Below are 19,392 nucleotides of genomic sequence, written 5' to 3'. Positions count from 1 at the left end.
CCCCCGCTCCTCAAACGCCGGAGGGGCTGAAATCGCCCCCCGAAACGGGGGTCTGGGGCGCAGCCCCAGTTTCGGGAAGGGGCGGGGTGGGGAAAAAATCACGCACCCACCAGCCGCGCCACCGCCTCCTCCACGTCCAGCTCCTCGCGCTCCCCCGTGCGGCGGTCCTTCAGCTCCACCACGCCGTCCGCCGCGCCCCTCCCCACGATCAGGATCGCCGGCACCCCGATCAGCTCCGCATCCGTGAACTTCACGCCCGGCGACACCCCCGCCCGGTCGTCCAGCAGGACCCGCACCCCCGCCTCCGCCAGCCGCTCAGCGAGCGCCGTCGCCAGTTCCGTCTGGCGGGCCTTGCCCGCAGCCACGATGTGGACGTCCGCCGGGGCGACCTCGCGCGGCCAGCACAGGCCGGCCCCGTCGTGCGTCTGCTCGGCGAGCGCCGCCACCGCGCGCGAGACGCCGATGCCGTACGAGCCCATCGTGACCCGGACCGGCTTCCCCTGCGGCCCCAGGACGTCGAGGCCGAACGCGTCCGCGTACTTCCGGCCGAGCTGGAAGATGTGGCCGATCTCGATCGCCCGCCCGATCTCCAGGCCCGCCCCGCAGCGGGGGCAGGGGTCGCCCGGCTCGACCACCACCACGTCGAGGTAGCGGCCCACCGTGAAGTCCCGTCCGCACACCACGTCGCGGGCGTGCGTGTCCGGCTTGTTGGCGCCGGTGATCCAGGCCGTGCCGGGCGCCACCCGCGGGTCGGCGATGTAGGGCACGTCCAGCCCGTCCAGGCCCTGCGGGCCGACGTAGCCGCGCACCAGCCCCGGCCGGGCGGCGAAGTCCTCGGCGGTCGCCAACTCCACGACGGCGGGCGCGAGATGCTCCGCCAGCTTGCCCAGGTCCACCTCGCGGTCGCCCGGCACCCCGACCGCCGTGAGCTTGCCGTCGATCTTCACCAGCAGGTTCTTGAGCGTGGCCGAGGCCGGCACGCCCAGGTGCTCGGCCAGCGTCTCGATGGTGGGGGTGCCGGGCGTGTCCAGCTCCGTCACCGGCCCGTGTGCCACGGCCGGTCCGGCGGGAGCCACGGCCGTCGTCACCGCCTCCGTGTTGGCGGCGTAGTCGCACGCGGGGCAGTCCACGAAGGTGTCCTCGCCGGCCGCCGCCGGGGCCAGGAACTCCTCGGACTCCGAGCCGCCCATCGCGCCCGAGACCGCGGAGACGATCCGGTAGTCCAGGCCCAGGCGCTCGAAGATGCGCGTGTAGGCGGCGCGGTGCAGCCGGTAGGACTCGGCGAGGCCCTCGTCCGTGGTGTCGAAGGAGTAGGAGTCCTTCATCTGGAACTCGCGCCCGCGCAGCACGCCCGAGCGGGGCCGGGCCTCGTCCCGGTACTTGGTCTGGATCTGATAGAGGATCACCGGCAGGTCCTTGTAGGACGTGCACTGGTCCTTCACCGTCAGCGTGAAGATCTCCTCGTGGGTGGGCCCGAGCAGGTACTCCGCGCCCTTGCGGTCCCGGAGGCGGAACAGGAGGTCGCCGTACTCCTCCCAGCGCCCGCTGGTCTCGTAGGGCTCCTTGGGCAGCAGCGCGGGCAGCAGGACCTCCTGGCCCCCGATGGCGTCCATCTCCTCGCGCACGACGCGCATGACGTTGTCGAGCACCCGCTTGCCCAGCGGCAGCCAGGTCCAGACGCCCGCCGAGGAGCGGCGGACGTAGCCCGCGCGCACCAGCAGCCGGTGGCTGGCGGTCTCGGCGTCGGACGGATCGTCGCGCAACGTCCTGAGCATCGTCGTGGACATGCGCTGGACTCGGGCCATGGGGGTCTCCTGCGGGCGTGCTCGCGTGCGGAATTGCGAGGAGACTAGCGGCAGGTCAGGGCGGCGCGAACCGATTTTTCAGTCCAGCAGCGGAAGAGTCGCCCCCATCACCGCATACGGACTCGGTGCGCTCGGGAACACGACGTGCCGCGCCAGGTCCCGGTAGCCGAGCTTCCGGTACAGCGCCCGTGCCGGGCTCTCCTTGTCGATGGCCGAGAGGATCGAGCGCGGCTCCCGGGCTGTCGCCGTGATCCGTGTGATCAGGGTCCGGCCGATGCGCCGGTTCTGGAAGCGGGGATGGACGTGCAGCTCGGTGATGACGAAGGAGTCGTCCAGCCACTCCTCGCAGCCGTTGGCGCGCAGATACGGTTCGACGACCGTGGACCACCAGTGCGCGCGGTCGTTCGGCATGCCGTAGACGAAGCCGACGAGCCGGCCTTCCGGCGTGGTGGCCCCCAGGGCCCGCGCGCCGGGGCAGGTGAGGTGCCGGAGCACGATGTGGCGCCGTACGCCGACCTCCTCCGGCGTGAGCCCGAAGGCGAGCGCCTGTACGGCGAGCGCCTCGTCCACCCGCGCGGCGAGGTCGAGCGGTCCGACCGCGATGTCATCCATGCCCGGAGGCTACCCGCAGGTCCGGCCGGGTCTCAGCACAACGCCCGCCCATGATCGGAACAGCGTGCACGATCGGACACCTGCTCGGACACGCGCTCGGCCGCCTGGTCAGAACAGCACGCTCATGAACGCGCCGACCTCGCGGAAGCCCACCCGGCGGTAGGCCGCGCGCGCGGCGGTGTTGTAGTCGTTGACGTAGAGGCTCACGACCGGGGAGACCTCGCGCAGGGCGTACCCGAGCACGGCCGCCATGCCGGTGACGGACAGGCCGCGGCCCCGGTGCTCGGGGGCGACCCAGACGCCCTGGATCTGGCACGCGCGGTCGGTGGCCGCGCCGATCTCGGCCTTGAAGACGACGCGGCCTTTCTCGACGCGGGCGAAGGAACGGCCGGAGCCGACCAGCTCGGCGACGCGGGCCTGGTAGAGCAGCCCGCCGTCCCCGGCGAGCGGCGAGACGCCCACCTCCTCGGTGAACATCGCCACGCACGCCGGCATGATCACGTCCATCTCGTCCCGGTGGACGCGGCGGACGAGCGGGTCGGGCTCGACGTCCGGGGGCATGGTCTCGGTGACCATGAGCGGCTGGTGGGCGCGGACCTCGCGGGCCGGGCCCCAGTGGGGTTCGAGGAGCGACCACAGCTCGGCGGTGGGCCCGGCGGGGCCGACGATGGAGGAGCAGCGGCGCCCGGCCCGGCGGGCACGGTCGGCGAAGGCCCGCACGGCCTCGGGACCGGCGCAGATGGGGACGAGGTTGGCGCCCGCGTAGCAGAGCGACTCCAGACGGCCGCCCGCGTACCAGCCCCACATCTCGCCGCCGAGCCGCCACGGGTCGAGTCCGGCGATCCTGACCCGGGCCGCGACGAAGGCGTTGGCCACGGGGTCGCGGTCGAGGACGGCGAGCGCGGCGTCGAGATCGGCGGGTTCCAGGACCTTGGTGGTGGTCGTCGTCAACACGTGTCGGAATGCCTCACCGTCGCGGGCCGGAAACCGGGGAAAACAGGTCCTGGAACTGTACCTCCCGTGTCCTGTGCGCACCTGCCAAGTGGGTGGATACGACGGTGCCCCGCTCCCTGGGGGGCGGGGCACCTGAGCGCGGATGCGTCAGCCGGCGACGCTGACGGTGGGCTCGCCGGAGGCGACGCCGTCCTTCTCCATCTGCTCGGCGAGCTTCATGGCCTCGTCGATGAGGGTCTCCACGATCTTCGACTCGGGCACGGTCTTGATGACCTCGCCCTTCACGAAGATCTGACCCTTGCCGTTACCCGAGGCCACACCGAGGTCGGCCTCCCGGGCCTCGCCCGGACCGTTGACCACACAGCCCATGACCGCCACGCGCAGCGGTACCTCCATGCCCTCCAGGCCCGCCGTGACCTCCTCCGCCAGCTTGTACACATCCACCTGGGCGCGGCCGCAGGAGGGGCAGGAGACGATCTCCAGGCGGCGCTGGCGCAGGCCCAGGGACTCCAGGATCTGGATGCCGACCTTGATCTCCTCGGCCGGCGGGGCGGACAGCGAGACGCGGATGGTGTCGCCGATGCCCTCGCTGAGCAGGGCGCCGAAGGCGACCGCGGACTTGATGGTGCCCTGGAAGGCCGGGCCCGCCTCGGTGACACCCAGGTGCAGCGGGTAGTCGCACTGCGCGGCCAGCTGGCGGTACGCATTGACCATCACGACCGGGTCGTTGTGCTTGACCGAGATCTTGATGTCACGGAAGCCGTGCTCCTCGAACAGCGACGCCTCCCACAGAGCCGACTCCACCAGCGCCTCGGGCGTGGCCTTGCCGTACTTCTGCAGCAGGCGCCGGTCCAGTGAGCCCGCGTTCACACCGATACGGATCGGGGTGCCCGCATCCGAGGCCGCCCTGGCGATCTCCCTGACCTTGTCGTCGAACTGCTTGATGTTGCCCGGGTTGACCCGGACCGCGGCGCAGCCGGCGTCGATGGCGGCGAAGACGTACTTCGGCTGGAAGTGGATGTCCGCGATCACCGGGATCTGCGACTTCCTGGCGATGACTGCCAGCGCGTCCGCGTCGTCCTGCGTCGGACACGCCACACGCACGATCTGGCAGCCGGACGCGGTCAGCTCGGCGATCTGCTGCAGCGTGGCACCGATGTCCGACGTCCGCGTCGTCGTCATCGACTGCACGGAGACGGGGGCGTCGCCGCCGACGGCCACGGATCCGACCTGGATCTTGCGGCTGACCCTGCGGTCGGCGAGCTTGGTCGGAACGGAAGGCATTCCAAGCGAAATCGCAGTCATCTGGCGAGCAACCCCAAGGTGTGGATCAAGGTCCCGAGATCGGCGGGCTCCGGCATCCGAGGTTACGGCACCGGATCCCCTCGGGGCACATCAGCCGGTACGGCTGCGGGGGTGCGGGGCGCCTGCGGCGGGCTGTGCCCCGGTCCCGCCCTTTCACCGTTTCTCAGGGGGCTGCGCCCCCTCACACCCCCGCGGACGGGCCTTCAAGCCTGTCCGGCGTTCGAGAACCGGGGGCTCCGGGGGCGGAGCCCCCGAAAGCAGGGGGGTACGGGGGGCCGCAGGCGCCCCCAACCCCCTACGTCAGCCGAACCGGATTCACCACATCAGCGATGAGCACCAGCAGGGTGAAGCAAACGAAGATCCCTGCGACCACATAGGCGACCGGCATCAGCTTCGCCACGTCGAACGGGCCCGGGTCCGGGCGCCGGAAGACCTTGGCGACGGCCCGCCGCACCGACTCCCACAGCGCCCCGGCGATGTGCCCGCCGTCCAGCGGCAGCAGCGGCAGCATGTTGAACAGGAACAGCGACAGGTTGAAGCCCGCGACCAGGAACAGCATGGTCGCGATCTGCTGCGACGGCGGGATGTCGAGGTTGAACACCTCGCCGCCCACCCGGGCCGCGCCGACGACGCCCATCGGCGAGTCCGCCTTGCGCTCGCCGCCGTCGAAGGCGGCGTTCCAGAGGTCGGGGATCTTGCCGGGCAGGGCGACCAGCGACTCGACGCCGGACTGGACCATATCGCCCATACGGTCGACCGACTGGCCGAACGACTGCCTGACGACGCCGGTGGCGGGCGTGAAGCCGAGGAAGCCCGCGGTGACGTACTGGCCCTTGATGGGGGCGCCCTTGCTGTCGTACTTCTGGACCTGGTTGGAGATCAGGTCCGCGGAGAGGGTCTTCTCCTGCCCGTCCCGGACGACGGTGATCGTGGCGGGGCCGGTGGTCTTGCGGATGTCCTTCTGGAGGGTGGACCAGTCGCCGGCCTTGTGGCCGTTGAAGGCCACGATCCGGTCGCGCGGCCTGAGCCCGGCGGCCTTGGCCGGGGAGTCCTTGTCGCCCTTGTTGCACTTGTCCGTCTGCGCGCTGGCCTTCACCACGCAGTCCGAGACGGCGGAGACCGTCGTGGTTTGCGTGTTCACGCCGAAGGACATCATCACGCCCAGGAACACCGCCACAGCGAGGACCAGGTTCATGAACGGTCCCGCGAACATCACGATGACGCGCTTCCAGGGCTTGCGCGTGTAGAACATCCGCGTCTCGTCGCCGGGGCGCAGCTCCTCGTAGGCGGCGGAGCGGGCGTCCTCGATCATGCCGCGCCAGGGCGAGGTGGAACGCGCGCTGATCTTGCCGTCCTCGCCGGGCGGGAACATGCCGATCATGCGGATGTAGCCGCCGAGCGGGACGGCCTTGATGCCGTACTCGGTCTCGCCCTTCGTCCGCGAGAAGATCGTCGGCCCGAAGCCGACCATGTACTGCGGCACCCGGATGCCGAACAGCTTCGCGGTCGAGAGGTGGCCCAGCTCGTGCCAGGCGATGGAGAAGAGCAGGCCCACCACGAAGACGACTATCCCGAGGATGGTCATCAGTGCTGTCATGCGCGGGCCTCCGATGTCGCTTCCGCCGTACGGGCGGCCGTGCGGGCCGCCAGTTCGCGGGCCCGGGCACGTGCCCAGGTCTCCGCTTCCAGGACGTCCGAGAGGGTCAGCCGGGTTCCCGTGGCCGGGGTGCCGTGCTCCGCCACCACCTCGGCGACTGTGTCCACGATCCCATTGAACGGCAGGTGTCCGCCGAGGAACGCGTCGACGCACTCCTCGTTGGCGGCGTTGAAGACGGCCGGGGCGGTGCCGCCGAGGGCACCCACGTGCCGGGCCAGGCCGACGGACGGGAACGCCTCGGTGTCGAGCGGGAAGAACTCCCAGGTGGAGGCCTGGGACCAGTCGAAGGCCGGGGCGGCGTCGGGCACCCGCTCGGGCCAGCCGAGGCCGATGGCGATCGGTCCGCGCATGTCCGGCGGGGTGGCCTGGGCGAGCGTGGAACCGTCCGTGAATTCCACCATCGAGTGGACATAGGACTGCGGGTGGACGACGACCTCGATGCGGTCGAAGGGGATGTCGTAGAGCAGGTGGGCCTCGATCACCTCGAGCCCCTTGTTGACCAGGGTGGCGGAGTTGATCGTGATCACCGGGCCCATGGACCAGGTGGGGTGGGCCAGGGCGTCCCGGGGGGTGACCGTGGCCAGCTCCGCCTTCGTACGGCCGCGGAAGGGCCCGCCGGAGGCGGTGACCACCAGCTTGCGGACCTCGGCGCGGGTGCCGCCGAGCAGCGCCTGGAAGAGGGCGGCGTGCTCGGAGTCGACGGGGATGATCTGGCCGGGCTTGGCGACGGCCTTGACCAGCGGGCCGCCGACGATCAGGGACTCCTTGTTGGCCAGGGCCAGGGTGCGACCCGCCTCCAGGGCGGCCAGGGTGGGGGCCAGGCCGATGGAGCCGGTGATGCCGTTGAGCACCGTGTGGCACTCGCTGCGGGCCAGCTCGGTGGCCGCGTCGGGGCCCGCGAGGATCTCGGGCAGCGGCTCGGTCCCGTACTGCGCGGCCAGGGCCTCGCGCAGCGCGGGCACCTTGTCCTCCTGCGCGACCGCGACCGCGCGCACTCTCAGCTGCCGGGCCTGCTCGGCGAGGAGTTCCACGCGGCCGCCGGCGGCGGACAGCGCGGTCACCGTGAAGCGCTCGGGGTTGCGCAGCACCAGGTCGATGGCCTGGGTGCCGACCGAGCCGGTCGAGCCGAGGATCACGATCTCGCGCGGGCCGCCGTCGGTGCGGTGCGGTGCGGAGTAGCGCAGGTGGGGGTCAGCGAGGGAGTCCGTCATCCCCCCATTGTGGCCGCACCGGCGGGCGCGCCCGACAGGGCGTCCCGGCGATGCGGCATTCGTCCGCCCGGGGGGCGGCCTGGGGTCAGCGGATGGGACGGTGGACGTTGTCGGCCTTGGACGGGCCGGGGGTGGCGTCGGCGATCCAGGGGCCCTCGCCGCTGGGGTCGACGATGCCGCCCTCCAGCCACTCGAACGACCCGGCCATCACCCCGGAGACGACCTTGCGGTCGAGTTCGTCGGTGTTGGCCCACAGCCGGCGGAACAGCTCCTCCACACGGATGCGGGACTGCCGGCAGAAGGCGTCGGCCAGCTCGTACGCCTCGCTGCCGTGGTCGCCGCGGACCCGCAGGTGCTCGGCGCGCACGCACGCCGCGCTCATGGCGAACAGCTCGGCGCCGATGTCGACGATGCGGCCCAGGAAGCCCTGCTTGGTCTCCATGCGGCCCTGCCAGCGCGACATGGCGTAGAAGGTGGAGCGGGCGAGCCTGCGGGAGGCGCGCTCGACGAAGCGCAGGTGGCCGGAGAGGTCGCGGTGCCCGGCCGGGTGGAACTCGGAGTAGCTGCGGGGCAGCTGGCCGGGCCCGGCGACGAGCTTGGGCAGCCAGCGGGCGTAGAAGCCGCCGGCCCGGGCGCACGCCCTGGTCTTGTCGCCGAGGGACTTGTCGGGGTCGATGAGGTCACCGGCGACGGACAGGTGGGCGTCCACGGCCTCGCGGGCGATGAGCAGGTGCATGATCTCGGTGGAGCCCTCGAAGATGCGGTTGATGCGCGAGTCGCGCAGCATCTGCTCGGCGGGCACGGCGCGCTCGCCGCGGGCAGCGAGGGAGTCGGCGCTCTCGTAGCCCCGGCCGCCGCGGATCTGGACCAGCTCGTCGCTGATCAGCCACGCCATCTCGCTGGCGTAGAGCTTGGCGAGGGCGGCCTCGATGCGGATGTCGTTGCGGTCCTCGTCGGCCATCTGGCTGGAGAGGTCGAGGATGCCCTCCAGGGCGAAGGTGGTCGCGGCGATGAAGGAGATCTTCGCGCCGACGGCCTCGTGCCGTGCGATGGGCTTGCCCCACTGCTCGCGGGCGGTGGACCACTCGCGGGCGATCTTCAGGGCCCACTTGCCGTTCGCGACGCACATCGCGGGGATGGACAGCCGGCCGGTGTTCAGCGTGGTCAGCGCGATCTTCAGGCCGGAGCCCTCGGGGCCGATGCGGTTGGCGGCCGGGACCCGGACCTGGTGGAAGCGGGTGACGCCGTTCTCGATGCCGCGCAGGCCCATGAAGGCGTTCCGCCGCTCCACGGTGACGCCCTCGGCGCCCGCCTCCACGACGAAGGCGGTGATGCCGCCCTTGTGGCCCTCGCTCCGCGGCACCCGGGCCATCACGACGAGCAGGTCGGCGACCACGCCGTTGGTGGTCCACAGCTTGACGCCGTCGAGGACGTAGTCGTCGCCGTCGGGCACCGCGGAGGTGGCCAGCCGGGCCGGGTCGGAGCCCACGTCCGGCTCGGTGAGCAGGAAGGCGGTGATGTCGGTGCGGGCGCAGCGGGGCAGGAAGGCGTCCTTCTGCTCCTGGGTGCCGAAGAGCTTCAGCGGCTGGGGCACGCCGATGGACTGGTGGGCGGAGAGCAGGGCGCCGACGACGGGGCTGGCGGAGCCCACGAGGGCGAGGGACTTGTTGTAGTAGACCTGGGTGAGGCCGAGGCCCCCGTACTTGGTGTCGATCTTCATGCCGAAGGCGCCGAGCTCCTTGAGCCCGTTCACCGTCTCGTCGGGGATCTGCGATTCGCGCTCGATGCGGGCGCCGTCGATGCGCGTCTCGCAGAAGTCGCGCAGCTTGGCGAGGAACTCCTCGCCGCGCCGGACGTCGTCCGGCGCCGGGGTGGGATGCGGGTGGATGAGGTCGAGGCGGAACCGGCCGAGGAAGAGCTCCTTGGCGAAGCTGGGCTTCTTCCAGTCCTGCTCCCGGGCCGCTTCGGCGACCTGGCGCGCTTCGCGCTCGGAGACCGGTCGTACGGATGGTGCGGACATCAGGCACCTCACCGCGTGAGTCGGGGCGGGTCTCCCGGTCGACTACCGACCGGTGCTACTCGACCGTATGTACCCGATCCGGTGGGGGTCTACCAGACCCCGCGCACGGTTCCGGCCCGGGTGGTGTGCGGGGGCGCGGGGTCAGTGCTGTGCGCCGGGGGTGACCAGGCCGCTCTCGTAGGCGACGACCACCGCCTGGGCGCGGCTGGCCAGGCCGAGCTTGGCCATGGCCCGGTTCAGGTGGGTCTTGACCGTGGCCTCGCTGATGACCAGCTCGGCGGCGATCTCGAGGTTCGACAGGCCGCGCGCGGTGCAGCGCAGCACCTCCAGCTCGCGGCCGGTGAGCGCGTCCAGGCCGGCGGCGGGCGGCGGCCCGGGGTCGGCGTGCCGCCGGGCGAACGCCTCGACGAGGCGCCGGGTGACGGAGGGTGCGAAGAGGGTGTCGCCGCCCGCCACGGCCGCGATGGCGGCCAGCAGCCGCTGCGGGCTCGCGTCCTTGAGGAGGAAGCCGGAGGCGCCCGCGCGGAGCGCCGCGTAGACGTACTCGTCGAGGTCGAAGGTGGTCAGGACGAGGACCCGGGGCGCGGGTTCGGGGGCGGCCGCGAGGATGCGCTCGGTGGCGGCGATGCCGCTGAGGCCGGGCATGCGGATGTCCATGAGGATCACGTCGGGGCGGTACTCGGCGGCCAGCGCGACGGCCTCCGCGCCGTCGGCGGCCTCGCCCACGACGCTTGTGCCGGGCGCGGCGCGCAGCAGGGCGGCGACGCCCGCCCGGATGAGGATCTGGTCGTCCACGACGAGGACGCGTATGCCGGGCGCCGCGTCCGCCGCGGCGCCCGGGTCGCCGTTCACGGTCGTCCCGGTCATCCCCCGTCCCCCTTCTCCCGTGCCGCCGCCGACTGGAGGGGGAGGGTCAGTCTGACCTCGAATCCGCCCCCGTCGCGGGGCCCGGCGGCCAGGGTGCCCCCGTAGATCCTGGCCCGCTCGCGCATGCCGATCAAGCCGTGTCCGGCCGACGGCGCGTGGATGGCCGGAACCGTTCCCCGCCCGTCGTCGGTGACCCGGACGGCCAGCCGGCCGGGCCGGAACTCGACGCGGACGGTGGCGGCGGCGGGCCGGGCGTGCTTGATGACGTTGGTGAGGGCCTCCTGCACCACGCGGTACGCGCACAGGTCGGGGCCCGGCGGCAGCGGCCGCCGCTCCCCCACCACCTCCAGCTCCACGGCCACGCCCGCGGCCCGTACGCGGGCGGCCGTCTCCTCCAGCCGGTCGAGCCCGGGCGCCGGCTGGTACGGCGCGTCGCCGGTGCCGTCGACGGCGCCCTCGGGGTCCACGCGCAGAACGGCCAGCAGGCGGCGCATCTCCTCCAGGGCCTCGCCGCTGGTGGCCGAGATGGTCCCGAGCGCGTTCCGGGCGGTGGCGGCGTCGCTGGTGAAGACGTAGTGGGCGAGCCCGGCCTGCACGGAGATGACGGAGATGTGGTGGGCCACCACGTCGTGCAGCTCGCGGGCGATCCGGACCCGCTCCTCGGCCACCGCGCGCCGGGCGTTCTCCGCCTGTTCGCGGCGGAGCTGCTCGGTGACGGCGGACAGCTGGGCGTTGCGCTCGGTCAGGCGGTGGGCGGTGCGGCCGAACCACCACAGGGCGAGGGGGGTGATGGTGGAGTGCACGGTCGCGGTCCACACGTCGGGGTGCGCACTCGACATCGCCGCGACCATGCAGGCCGCCCAGCCCACGAGCGCGCACACGACCGTGACGGCCAGGGTGCGTTCGGCCGCGACGGTGTAGGCGGCGAGCATCATGACGTTCGAGTCGACGACGGGCCAGTAGCCCAGGGCGATGTGGAGCAGCCACAGCGCGGTGACGATCAGGAAGACCGTGGCCGGGGCCCGCCTGCGCGCCGCCACGGCCATGTTGGTCACGGCGGTGAGCACGTAGCCGTGCGCGTCCAGCGGCGCCCAGCCCGCCGGAGGCTGCACTCGTCCCAGATTCAGTGCCACAACCGTGCAGCAGACCGCCATCGACACGTCCAGCGTCGCCCGCGGCCACCTCCCGGCATGCCGTTCCAGCGCCCGCAGCTTCTGCATCGCCGCAGCGTAACGGCGCGCTGGGAGGCGGGACATCGATCGAGCGGAGTCAGTCCTGCCTACTGCGCTGGTTGGAGACCGGGTGGTCGGGGGGCCGCCCTACCGCGGGAGTTCGGGGCGGAACTCCACCCGTTACGGGACGACCGCGGCCGCCGTCCCCGCGTAGCGTCCTCCGTGTCGGTGCGAGCGGATGTGCGGGGATGCACAGGGGACGCACCGGCGGACGGGGGAGCAACGGGGGAACGCAGTGCGCTCCGGCCGCACCGAGGGTGCCGACCGGAGCGCACTGCGGCGACCGTTTGACGCTGTTACAGGTTCAAACCCGTGTCACGGGCTCAACCCGTCCCACAGGTTCAGTCCCGTCCTACAGGTTCAGTCCCGTCAGGATGAGAACCCGCTCGTAGGTGTAGTCGTCCATCGCGTAGCGCACGCCCTCGCGGCCTACGCCGGACTTCTTGGCACCGCCGTACGCCATCTGGTCCGCGCGGTAGGACGGCACGTCGCCGATGACCACGCCACCGACCTCCAGCGCGCGGTGCGCACGGAAGGCGGTCTGGACGTCGTGCGTGAAGACGCCCGCCTGGAGGCCGTACGGGGAGTCGTTGACCGCGGCGAACGCGGCTTCCTCGCCGTCCGCCTTGCTGATGGTCAGGACCGGGCCGAAGACCTCCTCGCAGGCGATCGTCACATCGGCCGGGACGTCCGCGAGCACGGTCGGGGCGTAGGTGGCGCCCTCGCGCTTGCCGCCCGCGAGGAGCTTGGCGCCCGCCGCGACGGCCTCGTCCACCCAGGACTCGACGCGCTTGGCGGCGTCCTCGCTGACCAGCGGGCCGACGTCGGTGGCGTCGTCCGACGGGTCGCCCGTCACCTGCGCCTCGACGGCGGCGACGACCTTCGGCAGCAGCCGCTCGTAGAGCGAGGCGTCGGCGATGACGCGCTGCACGGAGATGCAGGACTGGCCGCCCTGGTAGTTGGAGAAGGTGGCGACGCGCTGCGCCGCCCAGTCCAGGTCGGCCTCCGAGGACCAGTCGGCGAGGACGACGGCCGCGGCGTTGCCGCCCAGCTCGAGGGTCACGTGCTTGCGCGGCACGGAGTCGAGGATCGACCAGCCGACCGGGCCGGAGCCGGTGAAGGAGATGACGGGCAGCCGCTCGTCCTGGACGAGGGCGGGCATCCGGTCGTTGGGCACCGGCAGCACGCTCCAGGAGCCGGCCGGCAGGTCCGTCTCGGCGAGGATCTCGCCCAGGACGAGGGAGGAGATCGGGGTCGCCGGGGCGGGCTTGAGGATGATCGGGGCGCCGACCGCGATGGCCGGGGCGACCTTGTGGGCGCCCAGGTTGAGCGGGAAGTTGAAGGGCGCGATGCCGAGGACGGTGCCGCGCGGGATGCGGCGGGTGAGTGCGAGGCGGCCGGTGCCGCCGGCGTCGGTGTCCAGGCGCTGGGCGTCCCCGGCGTTGAAGCGGCGGGCCTCCTCGGCGGCCCAGCGGAACACGGAGACGGCGCGGGCGACCTCGCCGCGGGCCCACTTGATGGGCTTGCCGTTCTCGGCGGAGATCAGCTGGGCGATCTCCTCGGTGCGCTCGGTGAGCCGCTTGGCGACGTGGTCGAGGGCGGCGGTCCGCACGTGGGCGGGGGTGGCCGCGAACTCGTCCCGCACGGCGTGCGCGGCGGCCACGGCCTCCTCGACCTGGGCCTCGGTGGGCACGCTGACGGTGCCGACGAGGCGGCCGTCCCAGGAGTTCGTGACGTCGAAGGTCTCCTCGCCGGTGGCCTCGCGGCCGGCCAGCCAGAACGCGTGGGGAGCAGTCACGGATTCCCTCCGGGGGGTGCAGACGAATGTGGCTCCCCCACGGTAGGTGGGGGACGGGGTGGGGGTGCTTGTCCGTCATGGAGCGCTGTCCGGTGCGGGTGCGCCGCAATGGCGCGGTGCGGAGGGGGTGGGTTCGGCACCGCCGAGTCCCCCGGTGGGGGTTGCGCGCCGTCGCGGCGGAGAGAGAAGCCCCGGTCCCGCCCCTTCCCGGCTGTGTCGATTTGCGGCTCCGCCGCGCGAGGGGGGCAAGCCCCCAGACCCCCGGGGAGGGTGGGAACCAGGGCTTCACCCACCCACCCCGGGGTCCGGGGCGGAGCCCCGGTTTCGGGAAGGGGCGGGACTGGGGACAAAACCCCGCCGCAACGGCGATCAGCCACCGGCTTCGCACCCGGCGGTGCCGAACCGGCCGCGACCCGAACCGGCCGCAACCCCGGCCGGCCGAGGCCTACGCCGGTTCCGACGTCGCCTTCAGCGCCAGCCACAGCTCCATCCGGACGTCGGGATCGTCCAGCGACCGCCCCAGAATCTCCTCCACCCGCCGCATCCGGTAGCGCAGCGTATGCCGGTGCACCCCGAGATCCGCCGCCGCCGCGTCCCACTGCCCGTGCCGGGCGAGCCAGGCCCGCAGCGAGGCGACCAGGTCGCCGCGCCCGGTCGCGTCGTGCTCGCGGAGCGCCCGCAGCATGCCGTCCGCGAACGCCCGCACCGCGTCGTCGGCCAGCAGCGGCAGCACCGACCCCGTGGCCACCTCCTCGTGCTCGACCAGCACCCGGCCGCGGCGGCGGGCCACGGACAGGGCCTGCTCGGCCTGGCGGAAGGCGGCCCCGGCGGCCGGCGGGGCGACGGGGGCGGAGAGGCCCAGGGCCGTCCCGGGGGCGACGGGCTCGGGGGCCGCCACCCGGCGGGCCTCGGCCCCGGACGCGTACCCGGTCACCGCGGCCACCCCGGCCCCGCCGTCCGGCAGGAGGGCGACGAAGCGGTTCCCCTCGGGCACGGCCAGCACCGCCTCCGCCGCCCGGCTCGCCGCGGTCTCCACCGCATCGGCCAGCTCACCCAGCACCGCGTCGGCGTCGGCCGCGCCCTCGGTCGCCTCCGCGACGAGCATCCGGAAGGGGGCGTCCAGCAGGCTCCCGTACAGCTCCCCGGCGACGGCCCGCGCATGCTCCGGCTCGCCCGCCAGCAGCATCCGCAGCACCGCCGCGCCGAGCCGCTGCTCGGCGTCCTGGAGGGTGCGGGAGCGCTCGGTGGTGAGCGTGAGCAGGGCGACCGCGGAGTGCACGGCGTAGCGCCCGGCGGTGCCCAGCGGCTCGTCCGTGCCGACGGCGAGGACGCCCCGGGCGCGCCGACCCGAGCCCAGGGACTGCAGTTCGACCCGGTCGCCGCCCTCCGCCTCGGGGTCCGGGCCCACGACGGCGCTGGCCGGTGCCGGGCGCTCGCGCAGCCGCGCGACGTCGTCGCTCAGCCGGGCGGCCCGGCGTGCGGCCCACTCGGGGGCCGCGGCGACGACCGCGCCCGAGGCGTCGTAGAGCGCGGCCCAGCCGCCGAGGTGCGCGGCGAGCCGGGCGAGCAGCGCGGCGGGCCCCTCGGGGGCGAGCGCGGCCCGGGTCAGCTCGCGCTGGGCCTCGAAGCCGGCGGTCACCGCGCGGTACTGGTCGGCGGCGAGGGCCGCGGAGACGGCCTTGGTGATGGCGAGGAAGGGGGTGCGGCGCGGCACCTCCAGCAGCGGCAGCCCCTCCTCCTCGGCCGCGCCGACCAGGGCGTGCGGCACCTGCTCGTAGTTGACGCCGACGCCGAAGCCGAGCCCGGCCACCCCGGCCCGGACGAGCCGGCGCACGTACCGGCGCATGGCCTCGGGGTCCTCGGCGTCGATCTTCATGGCGGTGATCAGCAGCAGCTCGCCGCCGTCCATCCACGGCACGGGGTCGGCCAGCTCGCTGACGTGCGCCCAGCGGACGGGGGTGTCCAGCCGGTCCCCGCCCGCGAGCACGGTGAGCTTGAGCGCGGAGTGATGGACGAGTGAGGCGAGCGTGGGGGGCATGGCACCTTCGGGTGGAGCGGGTCGTCGGCGGGTCGTCGTGGGAAACCGACAAGTGCCGTCGCGTATGAACGGCTGTGACCGATTCTGCCTCAGTGGAGCGCTCGGTTCCCCAGGTCGACCAGGACCGGCGGCGTACTGCCGCCCCGTACGGACGTCACGGAGAGCACCGCGTGCCCGGCGGGGACGGAGTGCGCCAGCTCGGACGCGGACCAGCGCTCGCGCTCCACCTTGCGCACGGTCACGGACTGGGCGGTGACCGCGCGGCCGGTGATCACGCGCCGCACGACGTGGGTGACCCGGGTGATGGGCTCGTGGGCGATGACCTGCCGGTCGGTGACGTCGCGGGTCTCGACCCACTCCTTGCCCCAGACCTCGGCGAAGCGGGCCCCGTCCCAGGTGGTCACCCCGGAGAACGCCATCCGGCAGCCGACCGAGCCGAGCAGCGCGCTGCGCAGCCCCTCGGGCACGTCGTCGAGGGTGCGCAGGGTGAGCACGGCGCCCGCATGGGCGGAGCGCAGCCGCTGGAGGCCGCGCACGGTCTCCGGGGTGACGGCGTGGGTGGCGTCGTCGAGGACGAGGCAGGCGAACAGCGAGCGGTCGCCGCGCCCGACGGCGCACTCGGTGAACTGGGCGAGGACGAGCCGGGCCAGCATCCGGGAGGCCTCGGCGTGCCCGCGTTCGGGCAGGTCGATCCGGACCCTCAGCGGGTGTTCGAGGCTGCGCAGGGAGAAGGTGCGGCCGGGCCGGGCGGTGTCGAAGAAGCCGGCGAAGGCGGGCCGGTCGAGCAGGGCGAGCCGGTCGGCCAGCAGGGGTCCCGGGTCGCCGGGCCGGTGCGCCTGGCGCTCGCGGGCGTCCAGCTCGCGGGCGAGGGACTCGTGCCCGCCCTTCTCCAGGGCGGCCCGCAGCGCGCCGACGGCGGAGGGCGAGCCGTCGAGGAGTTCCCGCAGCTCGGGTACGGACGGGAAGCGGCCGTGGGCGGCCCGCCAGGGGCCGAGGAGCTGGGCGAGGGCGGTCGCGGCCCGCCGGCCGTCGGCGCCGGGGAGCCCCGCGGCGAGGTCGCCGACGAGCCCTTCGGCGAGGACGGCCGCTGCTTCGTCGGGGTCGTCGGTGCCGCCGTAGAGGTCGAGGTCGTAGGCCGAGTCCGGCCGGCCGATCCGCACCACGACGTCGAAGGCCTCGTCCGGTGCGAGCCCGGCGCCCGCCGCGCCCACGGCGACGACGGCCGCCCGCCCGGCGAGCGCCTGGAGGCACAGCGACTCCAGGACGGGCCGCACCAGGCGGTCGGTCTTGCCGCAGCCGGGCGGTCCGACGGCGAGCAGCGAGGTGCCCAGCAGGCCCGGGTCGAGGGCGCAGCCGGTGCCCCGGTGCCCGTACGGATTGCGCTCGTCGTCGGGGGCCGTGCCGAGCCGGACCTGGCCGGTGACGAGGTCGTGCTCGGCGGCGCGCACGGGCAGGTCGCGGGTGCCCGAGGGGTGGGCGCAGGCGGCGGCGCCGTGCCGCAGCACGGTGTCGGTGAAGGACGCGAGGCGGCCGGGGCGGGTGCGCACGGTCTGCCAGGCGCGCTCGATGCGGGCGAGGTCGACGTCGTTCATCAGCCCGGCGCGGGCGTCCGCGGCCAGCCGGTCGGCGGCGTCGTGGGCCCCGGCGGCGCGGAGCGCGGGCCACTCGACGGGGTCCTGCTGCGGCTCGGGGACGGGGGGCGGTGCGTCGCCGGAGTCGTCCCACAGGCGGCCCAGGGCGGGGACGGCCCAGCGGCGCCAGACCTGGGTCCAGCGGCCGAGCCGGCCGAAGACGACGACCAGGACGAGGGCGCACAGCGTGTAGTAGCCGTACACGACCCACACGGCGAGCATGCCGCCGTGCCGCCAGGAGTCCGGGGTCAGGGCGAACAGCGGCCAGATCCAGTAGTGGCCGAGGTAGCCGTTCCACAGCAGCGACCACAGCAGCCAGCCGCAGAGCAGGGAGATGATCGCGCCGCTGAGCAGCTGCCGCCCGGGGATGCGGTCGGGCTCCTCCGGCGGCCGGGGGCGGTGGCCGAACTTCCAGATGCCGGGCCCGGCGGGCGGGCGCGGGGTGCGCAGCCAGGCCAGGAACGGCGGCTCGGGGCCGGTCCCGGCCGCGGGCGGGGCGGCGGGGCGGGGCGGTACGGGCGGCGCGGCGGGCGGCCGGGCGGGCCCGGCCTGGCGCGGCAGCCGGCCGTCCGCCGTGCCGGGCGCCTCGTACGCGCTCCCGGTGGTGCCCTCCGTGTCCATCTGCCCCTCGCCCCCAGCCAGCTGTGCCTGACGTGTCCGACCGGCTCAATCTAGTGGTCCGAGACGGGGAGTTCAGCGTCCCCGGCGTTGCCACGCCCGTCGCATGGACATGATCACCTCCGGGGTGTCCGCCGCCCCGCCCGGGTCCGGCCTCGGGGCCCGCCATGTCCGCTGCGGACAATGGCGGGGGCGCACTTCTCCCCAACGGAGCATGCCCCGTCTCCTCCCCCGCCCCTAGCCTGCGACTAAAAGCCCCCATATCTTTCTGTCTGGAGCTCTACATGACCGCACTGTCCGGAGGCGCCGCCCTCCCCCAGGAGCGCCGCGTCGTCACCGCCATCCCCGGCCCCAAGTCGCTGGAGCTCCAGGCCCGCCGGACCGCCGTGGTCGCCGGTGGCGTGGGCTCGGTGCTGCCGGTCTTCACCACGCGTGCGGGCGGCGGTGTCATCGAGGACGTCGACGGCAACTCCCTGATCGACTTCGGCTCGGGCATCGCCGTGACCTCGGTCGGCGCCAGCGCGGAGGCCGTGGTGCGCCGCGCGTCCGCCCAGCTCGCCGACTTCACCCACACCTGTTTCATGGTGACCCCGTACGAGGGCTACGTGGAGGTCTGCGAGCAGCTCGCCGAGCTGACCCCGGGCGACCACGCCAAGAAGTCCGCGCTGTTCAACTCGGGCGCCGAGGCCGTCGAGAACGCCGTCAAGATCGCCCGCGCGTACACCAAGCGCCAGGCCGTCGTCGTCTTCGACCACGGCTACCACGGCCGCACCAACCTGACGATGGCGCTGACCGCCAAGAACATGCCGTACAAGCACGGCTTCGGCCCGTTCGCGCCCGAGGTCTACCGGGTGCCGGTGGCCTACGGCTACCGCTGGCCGACCGGCCCGGAGAACTGCGGCCCCGAGGCCGCGGCCCAGGCCATCGACCAGATCACCAAGCAGATCGGCGCCGACAACGTCGCCGCGATCATCATCGAGCCGGTGCTCGGCGAGGGCGGCTTCATCGAGCCCGCCAAGGGCTTCCTGCCCGCGATGGTCAAGTTCGCCAACGACAACGGCATCGTCTTCGTCGCGGACGAGATCCAGTCCGGCTTCTGCCGCACCGGCCAGTGGTTCGCCTGCGAGGACGAGGGCATCGTCCCGGACCTGATCACCACCGCCAAGGGCATCGCGGGCGGTCTGCCGCTCGCCGCCGTCACCGGCCGCGCGGAGATCATGGACGCCGCCCACCCGGGCGGCCTGGGCGGCACCTACGGCGGCAACCCGGTGGCCTGCGCCGGTGCCCTGGGCGCCATCGAGACCATGCGCGAGCTGGACCTCAACGCCAAGGCCAAGCGCATCGAGGAGGTCATGAAGGGCCGCCTCGCCGCGATGCAGGAGAAGTTCCCGGTCATCGGCGACATCCGCGGCCGCGGCGCGATGATCGCCATCGAGCTGGTGAAGGACCCGGCCACCAAGGAGCCCAGCCCGGAGGCGGCCGGCGCGCTCGCCAAGGCATGCCACGCCGAGGGCCTGCTGGTGCTGACCTGCGGCACCTACGGCAACGTGCTGCGCTTCCTGCCCCCGCTGGTCATCGGCGAGGACCTGCTCAACGAGGGCCTGGACATCATCGAGGGCGCGTTCACCCGCCTGTGAGCCCGCT

13 protein-coding genes are annotated in these 19,392 nt (G+C 73.4%); 1 reads left to right on the top strand and 12 read right to left on the bottom strand.

Annotation, left to right across the window (positions count from 1 at the left end; genetic code table 11):
- Nucleotides 1-98: 98 nt before the first annotated feature.
- From AC1Z4A_RS24230 to AC1Z4A_RS24175, 12 genes are all read right to left on the bottom strand, one after another.
- The gene (locus AC1Z4A_RS24230; RefSeq protein ID WP_483681955.1) at nt 99-1,805 is read right to left on the bottom strand and encodes a proline--tRNA ligase; all 1,707 of its coding nucleotides are present in this window, start codon (nt 1,803-1,805) and stop codon (nt 99-101) included.
- Between the two features lie 78 nt (nt 1,806-1,883).
- A complete protein-coding gene (locus tag AC1Z4A_RS24225) occupies nt 1,884-2,417 on the bottom strand; it encodes a GNAT family N-acetyltransferase (RefSeq protein ID WP_483681954.1) in 534 nt (177 codons plus the stop codon).
- A 108-nt stretch (nt 2,418-2,525) separates the two neighbouring features.
- Entirely contained in the window at nt 2,526-3,371 is an 846-nt protein-coding gene (locus AC1Z4A_RS24220) for a GNAT family N-acetyltransferase (protein ID WP_483681953.1), read from the bottom strand.
- Nucleotides 3,372-3,518: 147 nt separating this feature from the next.
- The gene (gene ispG, locus AC1Z4A_RS24215) at nt 3,519-4,676 is read right to left on the bottom strand and encodes a flavodoxin-dependent (E)-4-hydroxy-3-methylbut-2-enyl-diphosphate synthase (protein ID WP_483681952.1); all 1,158 of its coding nucleotides are present in this window, start codon (nt 4,674-4,676) and stop codon (nt 3,519-3,521) included.
- Nucleotides 4,677-4,971: 295 nt separating this feature from the next.
- Nucleotides 4,972-6,273: a M50 family metallopeptidase gene (locus AC1Z4A_RS24210; RefSeq protein WP_483681951.1), complete on the bottom strand. Its 1,302-nt coding sequence runs from the start codon at nt 6,271-6,273 to the stop codon at nt 4,972-4,974.
- Nucleotides 6,270-7,544 (bottom strand): 1-deoxy-D-xylulose-5-phosphate reductoisomerase, encoded by a 1,275-nt coding sequence (dxr, locus tag AC1Z4A_RS24205; protein ID WP_483681950.1) that lies wholly within the window; start codon nt 7,542-7,544, stop codon nt 6,270-6,272. Before dxr ends, AC1Z4A_RS24210 begins: the two co-directional genes overlap by 4 nt.
- A gap of 85 nt (nt 7,545-7,629) precedes the next feature.
- Nucleotides 7,630-9,564: an acyl-CoA dehydrogenase family protein gene (locus AC1Z4A_RS24200; protein WP_483681949.1), complete on the bottom strand. Its 1,935-nt coding sequence runs from the start codon at nt 9,562-9,564 to the stop codon at nt 7,630-7,632.
- Nucleotides 9,565-9,705: 141 nt separating this feature from the next.
- Nucleotides 9,706-10,431, bottom strand: coding sequence for a response regulator (locus AC1Z4A_RS24195; RefSeq protein WP_483681948.1), 726 nt, complete (start codon nt 10,429-10,431; stop codon nt 9,706-9,708).
- Nucleotides 10,428-11,651 carry a sensor histidine kinase gene (locus AC1Z4A_RS24190; protein WP_483681947.1) on the bottom strand — a complete coding sequence of 408 codons (1,224 nt, stop codon included), beginning with the start codon at nt 11,649-11,651 and terminating at the stop codon, nt 10,428-10,430. The genes AC1Z4A_RS24195 and AC1Z4A_RS24190 overlap by 4 nt, the downstream gene beginning before the upstream one ends.
- Nucleotides 11,652-12,015: 364 nt before the next feature.
- Entirely contained in the window at nt 12,016-13,461 is a 1,446-nt protein-coding gene (locus tag AC1Z4A_RS24185) for an aldehyde dehydrogenase family protein (RefSeq protein ID WP_483681946.1), read from the bottom strand.
- A 445-nt stretch (nt 13,462-13,906) separates the two neighbouring features.
- Nucleotides 13,907-15,499 carry a PucR family transcriptional regulator gene (locus AC1Z4A_RS24180; RefSeq protein WP_483681945.1) on the bottom strand — a complete coding sequence of 531 codons (1,593 nt, stop codon included), beginning with the start codon at nt 15,497-15,499 and terminating at the stop codon, nt 13,907-13,909.
- A gap of 89 nt (nt 15,500-15,588) precedes the next feature.
- On the bottom strand, nt 15,589-17,751 hold the full coding sequence (locus AC1Z4A_RS24175; RefSeq protein ID WP_483681944.1) for an ATP-binding protein: 2,163 nt from the start codon (nt 17,749-17,751) through the stop codon (nt 15,589-15,591).
- Nucleotides 17,752-18,032: 281 nt separating this feature from the next.
- Between AC1Z4A_RS24175 and gabT the strand changes: the two genes are divergently transcribed.
- Nucleotides 18,033-19,385 (top strand): 4-aminobutyrate--2-oxoglutarate transaminase, encoded by a 1,353-nt coding sequence (gabT, locus tag AC1Z4A_RS24170; RefSeq protein ID WP_483681943.1) that lies wholly within the window; start codon nt 18,033-18,035, stop codon nt 19,383-19,385.
- Nucleotides 19,386-19,392 lie beyond the last annotated feature (7 nt).

It is taken from the genome of Streptomyces sp. 17_S59 (assembly GCF_056930295.1).
This window is presented reverse-complemented; position numbering and strand designations above follow the sequence as displayed.

Excerpts from the sequence above, each read along its gene's own strand:
- AC1Z4A_RS24180 (WP_483681945.1), bottom strand. The coding sequence starts at position 15,499 with ATGCCCCCCACGCTCGCCTCACTCGTCCATCACTCCGCGCTCAAGCTC.
- AC1Z4A_RS24225 (WP_483681954.1), bottom strand. The coding sequence starts at position 2,417 with ATGGATGACATCGCGGTCGGACCGCTCGACCTCGCCGCGCGGGTGGAC.
- dxr (WP_483681950.1), bottom strand. The coding sequence starts at position 7,544 with ATGACGGACTCCCTCGCTGACCCCCACCTGCGCTACTCCGCACCGCAC.
- AC1Z4A_RS24210 (WP_483681951.1), bottom strand. The coding sequence starts at position 6,273 with ATGACAGCACTGATGACCATCCTCGGGATAGTCGTCTTCGTGGTGGGC.
- gabT (WP_483681943.1), top strand. The coding sequence starts at position 18,033 with ATGACCGCACTGTCCGGAGGCGCCGCCCTCCCCCAGGAGCGCCGCGTC.
- AC1Z4A_RS24190 (WP_483681947.1), bottom strand. The coding sequence starts at position 11,651 with ATGCAGAAGCTGCGGGCGCTGGAACGGCATGCCGGGAGGTGGCCGCGG.
- ispG (WP_483681952.1), bottom strand. The coding sequence starts at position 4,676 with ATGACTGCGATTTCGCTTGGAATGCCTTCCGTTCCGACCAAGCTCGCC.
- AC1Z4A_RS24175 (WP_483681944.1), bottom strand. The coding sequence starts at position 17,751 with ATGGACACGGAGGGCACCACCGGGAGCGCGTACGAGGCGCCCGGCACG.
- AC1Z4A_RS24195 (WP_483681948.1), bottom strand. The coding sequence starts at position 10,431 with ATGACCGGGACGACCGTGAACGGCGACCCGGGCGCCGCGGCGGACGCG.
- AC1Z4A_RS24200 (WP_483681949.1), bottom strand. The coding sequence starts at position 9,564 with ATGTCCGCACCATCCGTACGACCGGTCTCCGAGCGCGAAGCGCGCCAG.
- AC1Z4A_RS24230 (WP_483681955.1), bottom strand. The coding sequence starts at position 1,805 with ATGGCCCGAGTCCAGCGCATGTCCACGACGATGCTCAGGACGTTGCGC.